The 13564-nt window shown below is 58.2% G+C and carries 16 protein-coding genes and 1 tRNA gene; 15 read left to right on the top strand and 2 right to left on the bottom strand.

Translation table 11 applies throughout. The features are described 5' to 3' along the window. The first annotated feature begins 8 nt into the window (after positions 1 to 8). From remA to FX155_RS00640, 9 genes are all read left to right on the top strand, one after another. Entirely contained in the window at positions 9 to 299 is a 291-nt protein-coding gene (gene remA / locus FX155_RS00680; RefSeq protein ID WP_022488180.1) for an extracellular matrix/biofilm regulator RemA, read from the top strand. Further along, the gene (gmk, locus tag FX155_RS00675; protein WP_154487330.1) at positions 292 to 939 is read left to right on the top strand and encodes a guanylate kinase; all 648 of its coding nucleotides are present in this window, start codon (positions 292 to 294) and stop codon (positions 937 to 939) included. The genes remA and gmk overlap by 8 nt, the downstream gene beginning before the upstream one ends. A 14-nt stretch (positions 940 to 953) precedes the next feature. Then, positions 954 to 1175: a DNA-directed RNA polymerase subunit omega gene (gene rpoZ / locus FX155_RS00670; protein ID WP_022488178.1), complete on the top strand. Its 222-nt coding sequence runs from the start codon at positions 954 to 956 to the stop codon at positions 1173 to 1175. A 13-nt stretch (positions 1176 to 1188) separates the two neighbouring features. Beyond that, positions 1189 to 2388, top strand: coding sequence for a bifunctional phosphopantothenoylcysteine decarboxylase/phosphopantothenate--cysteine ligase CoaBC (coaBC, locus tag FX155_RS00665; protein ID WP_022488177.1), 1200 nt, complete (start codon positions 1189 to 1191; stop codon positions 2386 to 2388). A gap of 89 nt (positions 2389 to 2477) precedes the next feature. Further along, a complete protein-coding gene (locus tag FX155_RS00660; protein ID WP_022488176.1) occupies positions 2478 to 2954 on the top strand; it encodes an LURP-one-related/scramblase family protein in 477 nt (158 codons plus the stop codon). A 202-nt stretch (positions 2955 to 3156) separates the two neighbouring features. Then, entirely contained in the window at positions 3157 to 4572 is a 1416-nt protein-coding gene (locus tag FX155_RS00655; RefSeq protein WP_154487328.1) for a hypothetical protein, read from the top strand. Between the two features lie 13 nt (positions 4573 to 4585). Beyond that, complete coding sequence (locus tag FX155_RS00650; RefSeq protein WP_154487326.1) at positions 4586 to 5584, top strand: hypothetical protein; 999 nt, start codon at positions 4586 to 4588, stop codon at positions 5582 to 5584. Then, positions 5568 to 5828 carry a YkgJ family cysteine cluster protein gene (locus tag FX155_RS00645; protein WP_154487325.1) on the top strand — a complete coding sequence of 87 codons (261 nt, stop codon included), beginning with the start codon at positions 5568 to 5570 and terminating at the stop codon, positions 5826 to 5828. The genes FX155_RS00650 and FX155_RS00645 overlap by 17 nt, the downstream gene beginning before the upstream one ends. A 408-nt stretch (positions 5829 to 6236) precedes the next feature. Further along, positions 6237 to 6629 carry a multidrug transporter gene (locus tag FX155_RS00640; protein WP_195839585.1) on the top strand — a complete coding sequence of 131 codons (393 nt, stop codon included), beginning with the start codon at positions 6237 to 6239 and terminating at the stop codon, positions 6627 to 6629. Between the two features lie 1037 nt (positions 6630 to 7666). Here FX155_RS00640 and FX155_RS00635 read toward each other — a convergent pair. Then, a tRNA-Ser gene (locus FX155_RS00635) sits at positions 7667 to 7755 on the bottom strand. Between the two features lie 115 nt (positions 7756 to 7870). Here FX155_RS00635 and hydE point away from each other — a divergent pair. The 5 genes from hydE (at position 7871) to FX155_RS00610 (ending at position 12049) form a co-directional block, all read left to right on the top strand. Further along, a complete protein-coding gene (gene hydE, locus FX155_RS00630) occupies positions 7871 to 8980 on the top strand; it encodes a [FeFe] hydrogenase H-cluster radical SAM maturase HydE (RefSeq protein WP_022488170.1) in 1110 nt (369 codons plus the stop codon). 147 nt (positions 8981 to 9127) lie between these two features. Next, positions 9128 to 9340: a DUF1858 domain-containing protein gene (locus FX155_RS00625; protein WP_022488169.1), complete on the top strand. Its 213-nt coding sequence runs from the start codon at positions 9128 to 9130 to the stop codon at positions 9338 to 9340. A 14-nt stretch (positions 9341 to 9354) separates the two neighbouring features. Next, entirely contained in the window at positions 9355 to 9963 is a 609-nt protein-coding gene (locus FX155_RS00620) for a hypothetical protein (protein WP_022488168.1), read from the top strand. A gap of 13 nt (positions 9964 to 9976) precedes the next feature. Beyond that, the gene (locus FX155_RS00615) at positions 9977 to 10537 is read left to right on the top strand and encodes a hemerythrin domain-containing protein (protein WP_022488167.1); all 561 of its coding nucleotides are present in this window, start codon (positions 9977 to 9979) and stop codon (positions 10535 to 10537) included. 78 nt (positions 10538 to 10615) lie between these two features. Continuing rightward, positions 10616 to 12049: an amidohydrolase gene (locus FX155_RS00610; protein WP_154487324.1), complete on the top strand. Its 1434-nt coding sequence runs from the start codon at positions 10616 to 10618 to the stop codon at positions 12047 to 12049. Between the two features lie 279 nt (positions 12050 to 12328). Here the strand turns inward: FX155_RS00610 and FX155_RS00605 are convergent, their stop codons facing one another. Then, positions 12329 to 12520, bottom strand: a complete 192-nt coding sequence (locus tag FX155_RS00605; RefSeq protein ID WP_154487323.1) for a ferredoxin — start codon at positions 12518 to 12520, stop codon at positions 12329 to 12331. Between the two features lie 827 nt (positions 12521 to 13347). Between FX155_RS00605 and FX155_RS11715 the strand changes: the two genes are divergently transcribed. Beyond that, positions 13348 to 13476 (top strand): ESPR domain-containing protein, encoded by a 129-nt coding sequence (locus tag FX155_RS11715; protein ID WP_154487322.1) that lies wholly within the window; start codon positions 13348 to 13350, stop codon positions 13474 to 13476. The last annotated feature ends 88 nt before the right edge of the window (positions 13477 to 13564 follow it).

Below are 13564 nucleotides of genomic sequence, written 5' to 3'. Positions count from 1 at the left end.
AATCATCTATGGACATCAAAATGATCAACATCGGCTTTGGCAACATGGTATCCGGCCAGCGGGTCATCACCATCATCGGACCGGACAGCGCTCCCATCAAGCGGATTGTCCAGGACGGCCGTGACAAGGGTGTGGTCATCGACGCCACCTATGGCCGGCGGACCAGAGCCGTATTGATTATGGACAGCGGCCATATTGTACTGTCTGCCCTCCAGCCGGAAACCATCGCCAACCGGTTCGCCACTCCGGAAGAGGACGATGATACGGCTGCGGAAGAAAAGGAGGAACCCAATGAATAAACCTCAGGGAATTCTGCTGGTACTCAGCGGCCCCAGCGGCGCCGGCAAAGGCACCATCTGCGCCCGGCTCCGGGAAAAACGGGACCAAATGGCCTACTCGGTGTCCTGCACCACCCGCCAGCCCCGGAACGGGGAAGTGGACGGGGTGAACTACTTCTTCAAGACCCGGGATGAGTTCGAAGAAATGATCAGGAACGGGGGCCTGCTGGAACATGCTTCCGTGTACGGCAACTACTACGGCACCCCCCGGCAGTATGTGCTGGACAAACTGGCGGAAGGGCTGGATGTAATCCTGGAAATCGACCCTCAGGGGGCCCTCCAGGTGAAGAAAAGCTATCCCGACGGAGTGTTCGTGTTCATTGTGCCGCCTTCCCTGGATGAACTGTCCAAGCGGATCTACAAACGGGGCACCGACGCGGTGGACGTGATCAAACGCCGGCTCAGCGCCGCCACCAGCGAACTGGCCTACGCTTCCAAGTATGACTACATCGTGGTCAACGACGAAGTGGAAAAGGCCACCGACAAGGTGAGCAAGATCATCGATGTGGAACACCTGCGGGTGGGCCGCACCTATTACATTGTTGACGAAATCTGCCATAACGGCACCTGTGACTGCGCAGAAAACGCGCAGGAGAAGTAAAGGAGAATGTAACTATGTCCATGATTGATCCTTCCATTGACTATCTGGCTGACAAAGTGGGCAGCAAATATGCCCTGGTGATTATGGCTTCCAAACGGGCCCGGCAGCTGGTGGACCATGCACCGGCCCTGGTGAAGTGCGATTCCAACAAGCCTGTTTCCATCGCCCTCCACGAAATCGGCGAAGGCCTGGTGACCATTGCCACCAAAGAAGACCTGAAGGAAATGAAGAAATAAAAGGAGGCCCCAGGTGCTGGAAGGCAAAAAGATTGCATTGGGGGTCACCGGGGGGATTGCCGCCTACAAGGCTGTGACCCTGGTGAGCCGGCTGGTCCAGGCGGGAGCCCAGGTGCGGGTGATCATGACGGACGCCGCCACCCATCTGGTTTCGCCCCTTTTGTTCAAGGAAATCAGCGGGAATCCGGTGGCCACGGATCTGTGGGCCGGGAACGCGGAATTCAATGTGGAACACGTGGCCGTGGGCCGCTGGTGCGATGTGATGGTGGTGGCTCCGGCCACTGCCGACATGATCGGGAAAATGGCCAACGGCATTGCCGACGACCTGCTGTCCACCACTCTGATGGCCTGTGACAAACCCAAGATCATCTGCCCGGCCATGAACACCAATATGCTGAACAACCCGGCGGTGGTCCGGAACCTGGCCACCCTGCGCCAGGACGGGATCACCATCATGCCCAGCGCTGCCGGCCATCTGGCCTGCGGGGTGAACGGGTCCGGACGGCTGCCGGAACCGGAAGACATCAAATCCTTCATCGACGGGTTCCTGGCCAGCCGGGAAGGGGATCTGCGGGGCCTCAAGGTGCTGGTCACCGCCGGAGGCACCCGGGAAGCCATCGACCCGGTCCGGTTCATCGGCAACCGGTCCAGCGGAAAGATGGGCTACGCCATTGCCCGGGACGCCGCCCGGAGAGGGGCGGAAGTGTTCCTGGTATCCGGTCCCACGGCTCTCCCGGCTCCCCGGAACGTGAAGTTCCAGAACGTGGAAACCACCCGGGAAATGATGGATGCGGTGCTGGGAGCCTATCCCCAGGTGGATGTGGTGATCATGGCCGCTGCCGTGGCTGATTACCGGCCCCATCATGCGGAAGAGCAGAAAATCAAGAAAAACGACGATACCCTTACCCTGGACCTGGACAAGAACCCGGATATCTTAAAGCAGCTGGGTCAGCAGAAGACCCATCAGTTCCTGGTGGGCTTTGCCGCCGAAACCCAGCATCTGCTGGAAAACGCCGCCGCCAAGGTCAGGAAGAAGAACCTGGACATGATCGTGGCCAACGACGTGACCATGAAAGGCGCCGGCTTCAGCACCGACACCAACGTGGTGAAGCTCCTGTTCCCCAGCGGAGAGATCCGCAGCCTGGAGCTTATGAGCAAGGAAGACGTGGGAAACCATATTTTGGATATTGTACGAGACTCAGTCGGCCATTGACAATTCACAATTCACAACTGAAAAGGGGCTGTTGCATTTGCAGCAGCCCCTTTTTGTGGTACCATAGAACCAAAAAGGGAGGTGCGGCCATGAAACTCTTGTTCCGTCAACGGATCTTTTCCTGGTTCGACAGCTATGACATCTACGACGAAAACGGCAATACCGTCTATGTGGTGAAAGGCCAGCTGGCCTGGGGCCACTGTCTGAAGATCTGCGACCCCCAGGGCCACGAACTGGGCCTGGTGAAAGAAAAAATCATCACCCTGCTGCCCAAATTCGAACTGTATGAAGGCGGCCGGTACATCGGCAGGATCAGCAAGAAACTGTCCCTGTTTTCGCCTAAATTTTCCATCGATTTCAACGGCTGGACCGTGGAAGGGAACTTCCTGGAGTGGGATTACACCATCCGGGATGCCCGGGGAAACCGGGTGGCCACCATCGGCAAAGAACTGTTCCACCTGTCCGACACCTATGTAATGGACATCAACGACCCCGCTGACGCCCTCCACGTCCTTATGTTCGCCCTGGCCATGGACGCGGAAAAATGCAGCCGGGAGAAAAAGTAGGAAAAAGCAGTGAAGAGTGCAGAGTGAAGAGGGAAGAGCGGGACGGCACGGATCCGTAGAGGCCGCACAACCGGCGGCCCGCCAGAACCACGGATCCCTGACTCCAACGCCGTAGGGGCTAGCCGCAGGCAAGCCCATCCCGGCCGCCCAGAGGGCCTCCACAACGACCCACAATGAATCAATCCTTGCAAAGGAGCCACCTATGACAAACGAACCCAAAACCGAAAAACAACAGGCCGAGGAGGCCCGGTCCGCTTCCTTCCGGGCCGGGGCGGGTCTTTGGGCCGGCCAGTCCCTGGACCGGACCCTGGCGGCCCTGGAGGAGAAATTCCGGAAACCGCCCACCTACAACCGGAAACTCTACGAAGATCCCCAGGCTCTCCAGGCTGCCAAAAACCAGGCCTTCCAACAGGGGGACCCGAAGGATCCCTACACCGGCAACCTGCTGAAAATGCGGAAACAGGAGGCCAAAGCCCAGTACGGTGCTGACTGGCAGAAACATCTGGCGGAAGTGGACCATACCCAGTCCGTCCATAAGGTATTTCAGAAATACAAAGACAATCCCTGGATTACCAACGATGACATCAAGGAAGCGGTGAACCAGAAGGCCAACCTGCAGATTACCAACCGGAGCTTCAACAACGCAAAGCGAGACCGGAGCAACACCCAGATGGGCAACAACCAGGACTACCGCCGGGACAAAGGGGTCCGTTTCACCAAGGGGGGAAAAAAGCAGGCACTGGAGGACGAAGCAAAAGCCCAAAAGGCCATTGACTGGACCCTGAAGAAAAAAGCATTGGGGCACATGGGAGACGCCTTTCTCCAGTCCGGGGCCCAGGCGGCTGAGGGAGCCGCCTTGATGACCGCCTGCCTGTCCGGGGCCGGCAATGTAGTTGCGGTGATTAAAGGGGAAAAGACCACGGAAGAAGCCCTCCGGGATCTGGTCCGGGATACCGCCGCTTCCGGGGGCACCGCTTTTGCCCTGGGAGGCAGCGTGACGGTGATAGCCCGTTCCCTGTCCAGTGCCAGTTCGCCCCTGGTCCAGAACCTGGTGAAGGCCGGCCTCCCCGGCAAGGTGGTGGCCGGGGTCATGGCCGTGGGAGGTACCCTGCTCCAGTACGGCCAGGGGAAAATCACCACCGCGGAATGCATCACCCAGCTGGGGAACACCGGCTGTGCTGCCGTATGGACCGGCTATGCCACAGCTGCCGGTCAGGCCCTGATCCCTATTCCCTTTGTGGGAGCCCTGGTGGGCAGCCTGGTGGGCGGCGCCCTGTACGGCACCTTTGCTGGTCAGTTCATGGCAGCCGCCGCCGAAGCCCGTGCGGCCCGGAAACGGTACGAAACCATCGCCCGGATCACCGCCGAAAACATCGCCCGGCTCCGGGAAGAACGGGCATCCTTCCAGGCCGCCTGTACCCGGCTGTTCCAGGAACGGGGCCGGGCCATCCAGGAAGGGTACGACCAGTTTGTGCTGGCCGACCTGGAGGGGGATTTCGACCAGATGGCCGCCGGCCTGAACCGGATCGCCGGGGCCTTTGGCCAGGATCTGGGAATCCATTCCCAGGAAGAGTTCGAAAACCTGATGGAAGACGATACCAAGGATTTTGTTCTGTAGAAAGGAGAAAACCATGATTCCATTGCTTTTAGGAGCTGCTGCCCTGGTGATCGGGGGCAAGGGAGTGAAGAAGACCGTTTCCGCCGTCAGCAAAATGAATGATGCCAAGGACATGGCCCATCGGTACGAACGGCGGTCCAAGCGGGCGGAAGAAAAACGGGAAAAAGCCCGGGAACAGGCCGGAACCGCCATCGGGCAGCTGGGGGAGACCAAAATGAATATCCTTACCGGTTCCCTGCAGACCTTTGTGAAGGAATTCCGGCGGATCAAGAACGTGGATTTCCGGAACAGCGTGGGCCTGGAAGAACTGAGGGACTTCCGGCCGGACAGCCCGGCCCTGAAGGAAATCGCCGCTGCTTCCCAGAAGGCCCTGGAATTTTCCACCGGCGCCGTGGAAGGGGGCCTGGCCGGAGGCGCCATGGCCCTGGGAGCCTACGGAGCCGTAGGAGCCCTGGCCACCGCCTCTACTGGTACTGCCATTGCCGGCCTTTCCGGGGCCGCCGCCACCAACGCCACCCTGGCCTGGCTGGGAGGAGGTTCCCTGGCTGCCGGCGGCCTGGGCATCGCCGGAGGCACGGCAGTGCTGGGCGGCATCGTGGCGGCACCGGCCCTGATGGTGGCCGGCATTTTCCTGGAAAACAAGGCCGACGAAGCCATGGACCAGGCCCGGGCCTACCGGGAAGAAGTCAGGGAATTCGAAGAACGGTGCGACAGCAATATCGCCCTCATGGACGCCATCCGGACCCGGGGGGACCAGATCCGCAGCCTTTTGGACACTCTGGAAGGCCATTTCGCCGCCAGCTTGGAACAGCTCCAGGCCGTGCTCCGGCACAGCGGAACCGACTGGAGAAAGTACACCCCGGAAGAAAAACAGCAGGTGGGGAAGGCGGCCCTTTTGGCCAAGACCCTGAAAATTGTCCTGGATACCCCTCTCCTCCGGGAAGACGGGACCCTGACCCCGGAATCGGAAAAAATGCTGGCACAGGGCCTGGACCATGTTTCCCTGCAGTAAATGCGGCCAGTGCTGTAAAAAAGTGGGCCGCACCCCCCTGGCCAAAAACCTGGACCGGGGAGACGGGGTGTGCCGCCATTACGACGGAGCCACCCGCCTGTGCCGCATCTACCAGGAACGTCCCCTCCTGTGCCGGGTGGACGAGTACTACGACCGGTTCCTGAAGGACAAAATGCCCCGGGAAGAATGGTATCGGCTGAACCAGGAACAGTGCAGGAAGCTGCAGGATAAAAGTGCAGAGTGAAGAGTGCAGAGGGAAGAGGGAAGAGCGGGACGGCAGGGCCGCCCGCTCCATGCACCACCGCCTCCCGCCCAAAGGAGACCATTTTCCACGGGCAAATGCTTTTGAAGGAAAACGCAGCCCTGTGGGCTGCTAACCCACCACCCATGCTGGGCATGGATACCCCCGCCCTTGCAAAGGGCGGATATAAGACCGCCGGCCCTGCGCCCCTACAACGTTGGAATCGGGGGCCGACAACAACGGTCAGAGAAACGGATCCTCCAACAATCCCGTCCTCAGAATTTTCCGTGGTGAATCCCTGACCCCAACGCCGTAGGGGCTAGCCGCAGGCAAGCCCTTCCCGGCCGCCCAAGGGGCCTCTACAACGACGAACGACCCACGATGAATGAAACCAAAGGAGAAATTTCAACCATGTGCATCGAATCCGATTGGAAACTGTTCAGAAAACGCCTTCCAGGTTGGCAGGAAAATTACATGGCCACCCTGCTGGAACAGTATAAAGCCATCCTGGAAGAAGACACCCAGGCAGCCGAAAGGTTCCATAAACTGGAGGATGAACTCCTGGAACACAGAAAAGATGCAGGCGTACTCTGCGAAATGCGCAGGTCCCGGATGTTCAGCAACATCCTCTGCCTGATCCACGAAGGAGCCATCACCCAGGACGATCTGGAAGGCTTCAGCGAAGAACTGAGAAAACGAGTGGCTGGCTGGTTGAAGATGGAAGAGAAGGAAGATAGTAAAAAAGAGGTAAGGCATCGAGAGAGCAACTGGGTAAGGAATCCGGTTAAAAAAATCAAACCGTAAGTCCCCCCAGAGGGCATGCATCAACCGCCTCCCGCCAAAGGAGACCATTTGCCATGGGCAAATGTTTTTGAAGGAAAACGCAGCCCTGTGGGCTGCTAACCCACCACCCATGCTGGGCATGGATACCCCCGCCCTTGCAAAGGGCGGATATAAGACCGCCGGCCCTGCGCCCCTACAACGTTGGAATCGGGGGCCGACAACAACGGTCAGAGAAACGGATCCTCCGATAACCCCGTCCTCAGAATTTTCCGTGGTGAATCCCTGACCCCAACGCCGTAGGGGCTAGCCGCAGGCAAGCCCCTCCCGGCCGCCCAGAGGGGCCCATTCCGCACAAAAAAAGAGCCGTTGCCTGGGCAACAGCTCTTTTTTCAATTGCAGCGAAGGTGGGAATACCCTTATTCGCAAATGGTTAGACGAGCACGATAAAGACGGCAACTAGCCAAAAAATACCCCCGGGCTAGCCCCCCGGGGGTATTCGTGCAAGTATGCACCTTTTGTCCTTCTGGCTGATTCCATTATAGGCCAGAAAGACAGGAAAGTCAATTACGGGAACGGTATTGTATGTGTCAACAAGTTCTTGGAGAAGCCTCCATCACAGTACCGTTATTCATGCATGTTTGAAAGGGCAGAGTGAAGAGTGCAGAGGGAAGAGCGGGACGGCAGGGCCGCCCGCTCCATGCATCAACCGCCTCCCGCTAAAGGAGACCATTTGCCATGGGCAAATGCTTTTGAATGAAAACGCAGCCCTGTGGGCTGCTAACCCACCACCCATGCTGGGCATGGATACCCCCGCCCTTGCAAAGGGCGGATATAGAACCATGGGCCGGGCTGCCGTACAAAGTTGGAATCGGGGACTGACAACAACGGTCAGAGAAACGGATCCTCCAACAACCCCGTCCTCAGAATTTTCCGTGGTGAATCCCTGACCCCAAGGTTGTAGGGGCTAGCCGCAGGCGAGCCCATCCCGGCCGCCCAGAGGGGCCCATTCCGCACAAAAAAAGAGCCGTTGCCCGGGCAACAGCTCTTTTTTCAATATTTGGCGGAGGAGGTGGGATTCGAACCCACGGTCCCTTGCGGAATCGCCAGTTTTCAAGACTGGTGCCTTAAACCACTCGGCCACCCCTCCATAAGCTAACAGAGTTAGTATATCGTAGTGATTTTCCCTTGTCAAGGAACTCTGCCTACTCTTTTTATCCAACCTAGTGTATAATAAAAGTACTGCAATCAAAAGGAAAGGGCGGGTGGACATTGTGGATCTGGTGGACAAGCTGAAGGAATATTCCGTGCTTACGGAGGAGGAGTATAAAGAACTCCTGCTGACGGAGGATCCTCTGCTCCGGGCCAAGCTGTTCCGGGGGGCCCAGGAGGCCATGAATTTTGTGTTCCACCGGAAGGTGCATTTCCAGGGGGTGCTGGAATTCACCAACCACTGTCCCCAGAACTGCCTGTTCTGCCGCCGCCGGGAAGAGAACAACGACCTGCCCCGTTTCCGGCTGAACTGGGAACAGATCCGGGGCGCCTGCGAACTGGGGTACCAGATGGGGATCCGGTCCTTCCTGCTCCAGGGCGGGGAAGACCACTACTATACGGACATGATCATGTGCAACCTGCTCCGGAACCTGCAAAAGCAGTTCCCGGACTGTGCCCTGGGGCTGTCCATCGGGGAACGGAGCCGCCAGTCCTACCACCGGCTCCACCAGGCCGGGGCCCAGCGGTATTTCCTCAGCTTCCAGACCGCGGATCCTCTCCATTTTTCCCGGCTCCATCCTCCCACCCATTCCCTGTCCACCAAAATCGCCTGCATCAACGATCTGAAAGACCTGGGTTTTGAAACGGATACCGGGTTCCTGGTGGGAGCCCCTTATGAACAGGCGGAATACCTGGTCCGGGATCTGACCCTGCTCCAGGAGCTGGCTCCCCATTCCATCACCCTGACCCCCTTCCTGCCGGAAGAGGGGACACCTTTCTACCAGCAGGACCGGATGGCCCTGGAAGAATACCTGCGGCTTACGGCGGTGCTGCGGATCCTGTTCCCCCGGGCCAACATTGTGGCTCCCTGGTCCATCCGGCGGATCCATGCCCACGGCCAGATCCTCAGCGTCCAGAGCGGGGCCAATGTGCTGCGGATGCCCATGGCGCCTCCTGCCGGCCCGGAAGACCTGAGCCAGGACGCTCAGAAAAAGATGCTCCACACGGTGGAAGTCATGTACCGGTATCTGAAAAATTACGGGTACTATCTGACCCCGGGCCGGGGAGATTCCCTGCTGTATCCCCACCGGGTGGAAGACCCTGAGCCCGCAGCCCTGGAAGAGGCCAAGACGGAAGAGACGGAAAATCCCGAAACTGAATAAAGAAAACCAAGATATGTTGTTAAAACAACATATCTTTTTTTGTTCCTCCCGTATACTATGACATGTAAGGAAACAAAGAACCTGCCGCAAGGCCAGGTTCTGCTGATAAGGAAAAACAAAAATCATCATACAATGGAGGAAATGAAAATGGAAAACGCAAAGAAAATCACGGGCGAAATGCTGGTTGGCAAGATCTGTGCTGAACATCCGGAAGCCATCCCGGCTCTCCAGGCTGTAGGGATGCACTGCCTGGGCTGCCCTTCTTCCCAGATGGAATCTTTGAATGACGCTGCCTTCGTCCACGGGCTGGACCCTCAGAAGGTGGTTGACGCTGTGAACGCCGCTCTGGCGGAAAACTGAGGGGAGGGGAGACCATGAGCGCATTTCTGGGACCCATCCATCACTGGCTGTACGGCAAGATCCAGCTCCAGGAAGCCATCATCGCCCGGATCGCCGGAGAAGCGGAAAAACAGGGCTGGGGCACCGGGGACAAACCGGCAGCTGACTATGTAAAGGAAGAAACCCGTCCTCTGGACGAACTGATCGACACCACCAACATCCACGGCTGGCTCCAGGGCCGGATCCACGATGCGGAAGGCCGTTATGCCCAGCTGGTGTCCGCCCTGCTCCACCACAACGACAACCTGCTGCCGGAACTGGAAAAACTGGCCCGGGAAGTGGGCCAGGACCGGGCTCTGGGTTCGGACGCCGATGCTTCCGCCATCTACCGGGCCTTTGAAGACGCCTTCCTGAACGGCATGCCCTGCGACCGGGTGAACCAGGTCACCGACCAGAATCCGGATGCCTTCGCCTGGGACCAGACCGATGATCTCCACGGGGGCTACTGGCAGGAAGCGGACGTGAACCCCCGGGTGTACTACATCCTGCGGGATGCCATGATGGAAGGGATGCTGGAAAACACCGGCTACACCCTGGAACAGGAAGACCACACCCATTACGTGCTCCGTCCCAAAGCGGCCTGAAGGAGGAAGAACCATGACCTACAGCATTGAGTGCATGAAAAAAGAACATGAGAACATCAGCCGGATGCTGGAAGTGATCCGCCAGGCCTGCATCGGGATCCTGGAACTGTCTCCGGTGGACGTGGGGGATTTTCGGGACATGGTGGATTTCATCCGGAACTATGCGGACAAACATCATCACGGGAAGGAAGAAAAGTTCCTGTTCCCGGTGATGGTGCAGAAGCTGGGCCGGGTGGCGGATAACCTGGTGACCCACGGGATGCTGGTGGAACACGACCTGGGCCGGGACCACGCCATGAGCCTGGCCACCGCCCTGGATGAATACGAAAAGAATCCCAAGACCGAATACAAGCTGGACATCCTGACGGAAGCCATGGGCTACGCACGGCTGCTGAAGCGCCACGTGGAAAAGGAAAACAACGTGGTGTACACCTTCGCCGAAAACCAGCTGACCCCGGAAGACCTGGCGGACATCGACGCCAAAAGCAGGAAATTCGAGGAAGAAGAAGGGGCCAAAGGGGTCCAGGACCATTACCTGGGAATTTTGGAACGGTTGGAGAAGAAGTATCTGTGAGTAAAGGGGCTGCCTGGAAAAGCAGCCCCTTCTTTGTGCTATAATGAAACCATCTTCTATTCTAGGGAGCGTGATGGTATGGATGCACAGAAAATCATTGAACGGGCGGTGGATGACCGGTACCGGGAGGAACTGATCGGCCTGAGCCGGAAAATCTGGGAACTGGCGGAAGTGGGCTACGAAGAAACCCGGTCCGCCGAAACCCTTTGTGAGGCCCTGGAACACCACGGGTTCGCCGTTACCCGTCATCTGGTGAACATTCCCACTGCTTTCAAAGGCGTCTGGGGCAAGGGACGCCCGGTGGTGGGGATCCTGGGAGAATACGACGCTTTGCCGGGACTCAGCCAGGAAGCGGGCTGCCCGGTGAAAAAGCCGGAACACGAAGGCTGCCCCGGCCATGGCTGCGGCCACAACCTGCTGGGCACCGGGGCACTGGCCGGCGCCCTGGCCCTGAAGGACTATCTGGAAGAAACCGGCAAACCGGGCACCGTGGTGTATTTCGGTACTCCGGCAGAAGAAAACCTCAGCGGCAAAGCCTTCATGGCCCGGGACGGGGCCTTTGACGGGGTGGACTTCTTCCTTACCTGGCATCCGGCTCCGGAAAACCGCACCGCCACCCCCCACCTGAACGCCAACGTGTGCCGGACCTACAAGTTCAAAGGCATCACCTCCCACGCCGGAGGCGCTCCCGAACTGGGCCGCAGCGCCCTGGATTCCTGTGAGATCATGGGGGTGGGGGCCAATTACCTCCGGGAACACGTGATCATGGAAGCCCGGATCCACTACGCCTATCTGGACGTGGGCGGCCGGGCCCCGAACGTGGTCCAGGACCATGCGGCGGTCCGCTATGTGGTCCGGGCCCCCTATTACCGGCAGGTGAAGGAAATCGTTCCCCGGCTGGACGACGTGGCCCGGGGGGCGGCTCTCATCTGCGGCACCCAGGTCACTGTGGAACGGGAATCCGGCTATTCCGAATACATCAACAACAAAGTCCTGGCCCAGGCAGCCACCGAAGCCTTCCACGCCATCGGTGCGCCCCAATGGGATGACCGGGACTTCGCCCTGGCCAAAGCCTTTACCGATTCCTTCAGCGACAGCATGAAGACCAAAGAAAAGGACATGATCCTGAAACGGTACGGCCGGGACCGGCTGGAAGAAAAACTGGCCCGGCCCCTGGATACGGAGATCAAGGACTTTGATCCCGACCGGGAAGAACTGGATTTCGGCTCCACCGATGTGGGGGACGTGGGCTTCATCGCTCCCACCTACTACTTCAACGTGGCCACCGAAGCCCTGGGCACTCCGGGCCATTCCTGGTACAAAACCGGCCAGGTGAATTCCAGCATCGGCCAGAAAGGCATGCTCACCGCCGGCAAAGTCATCGCCCTGACTGCGGTGAAAGTCCTGGAAGACCCGGCCCTGCTGACAGCCGCCAAAGAAGAATTCCAGGCCAAGAACAACGGCCAGTACGACTGCCCGGTGGCAGGAGTGGAGAAGCTGCCGAAGCTGTAAGGGCCGGGAAGGGCGGGCCTTCGGCCCGCCCCTGCGGCGTCTCCGTCGGACATTCGGGCTGCTGGTCAGAAAAACACAGATGCCCCGACAATTCCGTCCCTATGGTTTTCCTGATGGATCTTTGACCCCAACGCTGTAGGGGCTTGCCGCAGGCAAGCCCATCCCGGCCGCCCAGGGGGCAAAAACGTTCAAAACCAGATGCGGCAGCATCTGGTCTCTATCGGCCGCTGACCGCTGACAAAAAAAAGACCGGCAGCCGCCGGTCTTTTTTCCTTACTCTCAGTCTTCTACTTTTTCAATGGCACTTGCCGGGCAGCCTTCCATGGCAGCCAGGGCATTGGCTTCTTCTTCAGCCGGAACAACATCGGGAATGGCTTCCGCCACACCGGCGTCCGTCATATGGAACACAGCAGGGCAGGTCCCTTCGCACAGCCCGCAGCCGATACAATTTTCGTTAACCTTGAATTTCATAACAGTCACTCCCCTTTACATTGGGCCCGGCACCGGTATTCGGTGACCGGGCCTCTTTATGGTTCCAGTATAGCCCGGGAACCTGAAAAAAACAGTTGGTGGAACAACGAATGAAAAAAATAGTGAAGAGTGTAGAGTGAAGAGTGAAGAGCAGGGACGGTGGGGCCGGACCGCCTCACGCCAAAGGAGACCTTTTGCCGGAGGCAAATGCTCCCGAATGGAAACGCAGCTCAGGGGGCTGCTAACCCACCACCATTGCGCAGGCGCAACGGTCCCCCGCCCTTGCAAAGGGCGGATAACAAGTACGTGGGCTTCGCCCTTGTACTGAAATAAACAATGGGCCGAAGGCCCGAGCGTATATCCGCCCTTTGCAAGGGCGGGGGACCAGCCGCAAGGCTGGTGGTGGGTTAGGCGCCGCAGTACCCGGCGCCGTCGTCCTTCCCGGCCGTCGGTCGGGCCATACGTTCAGAACCAGATGCGTCAGCATCTGGTCTCCACAACGATGAACGACCAACGACAGACTCGCTCCCCACAATCTACCTGTAACAACTGCAAAAATGATAAAAATACAAATATCCACAAATTCCTCACTTTATTTTCATCTTTTATTCATTATCACAATTTTATTCATTTGGCGTAAATTCCTTATTGAAGACTGAAATACAACATATTACAATGAGAAATGTAATTTCAGCAGAATGGATTGCAGACAGGAATGAAAATCTACAGCTGATAAGAATAAATCGTTACTGGAATGCCAAAATACAGACAGTATAGAAATATGGCAGAAACGGTGATTCCGGTGAAATTGAGCAAGGGGGAGACCTATGAACAGGATCTACAAGGTCATCTGGAGCAAAGTGCGGAACAGCTGGGTAGTGGTATCGGAAATCGCCCGGAACCACGGGAAGGAACATTCCCAGCGGAAAAATATACCGGGGGGGTATATGCCCTGACTCTGGCCCTGGCTCTGGGCCTCACCTGGCCCTCAGGAGCATGGGCGGCGGATAAAACGGTTGATCTGGGCAATGGGGGCGCCGCGGC

Origin of the sequence: Acidaminococcus fermentans (assembly GCF_009696675.1) — a bacterium.
In the GTDB taxonomy this organism is placed as follows: Bacteria; Bacillota; Negativicutes; order Acidaminococcales; family Acidaminococcaceae; genus Acidaminococcus.
This window is presented reverse-complemented; position numbering and strand designations above follow the sequence as displayed.

What these genes read in the sequence shown, in the direction of transcription:
- remA (WP_022488180.1), top strand. Translation starts at nt 9, where the DNA reads ATGGACATCAAAATGATCAACATCGGCTTTGGCAACATGGTATCCGGC.
- FX155_RS00615 (WP_022488167.1), top strand. Translation starts at nt 9,977, where the DNA reads ATGACCTACAGCATTGAGTGCATGAAAAAAGAACATGAGAACATCAGC.
- FX155_RS00610 (WP_154487324.1), top strand. Translation starts at nt 10,616, where the DNA reads ATGGATGCACAGAAAATCATTGAACGGGCGGTGGATGACCGGTACCGG.
- rpoZ (WP_022488178.1), top strand. Translation starts at nt 954, where the DNA reads ATGTCCATGATTGATCCTTCCATTGACTATCTGGCTGACAAAGTGGGC.
- FX155_RS00605 (WP_154487323.1), bottom strand. Translation starts at nt 12,520, where the DNA reads ATGAAATTCAAGGTTAACGAAAATTGTATCGGCTGCGGGCTGTGCGAA.
- FX155_RS00650 (WP_154487326.1), top strand. Translation starts at nt 4,586, where the DNA reads ATGATTCCATTGCTTTTAGGAGCTGCTGCCCTGGTGATCGGGGGCAAG.
- gmk (WP_154487330.1), top strand. Translation starts at nt 292, where the DNA reads ATGAATAAACCTCAGGGAATTCTGCTGGTACTCAGCGGCCCCAGCGGC.
- FX155_RS11715 (WP_154487322.1), top strand. Translation starts at nt 13,348, where the DNA reads ATGAACAGGATCTACAAGGTCATCTGGAGCAAAGTGCGGAACAGCTGG.
- FX155_RS00620 (WP_022488168.1), top strand. Translation starts at nt 9,355, where the DNA reads ATGAGCGCATTTCTGGGACCCATCCATCACTGGCTGTACGGCAAGATC.
- FX155_RS00645 (WP_154487325.1), top strand. Translation starts at nt 5,568, where the DNA reads ATGTTTCCCTGCAGTAAATGCGGCCAGTGCTGTAAAAAAGTGGGCCGC.
- FX155_RS00655 (WP_154487328.1), top strand. Translation starts at nt 3,157, where the DNA reads ATGACAAACGAACCCAAAACCGAAAAACAACAGGCCGAGGAGGCCCGG.
- FX155_RS00625 (WP_022488169.1), top strand. Translation starts at nt 9,128, where the DNA reads ATGGAAAACGCAAAGAAAATCACGGGCGAAATGCTGGTTGGCAAGATC.
- FX155_RS00640 (WP_195839585.1), top strand. Translation starts at nt 6,237, where the DNA reads ATGTGCATCGAATCCGATTGGAAACTGTTCAGAAAACGCCTTCCAGGT.
- FX155_RS00660 (WP_022488176.1), top strand. Translation starts at nt 2,478, where the DNA reads ATGAAACTCTTGTTCCGTCAACGGATCTTTTCCTGGTTCGACAGCTAT.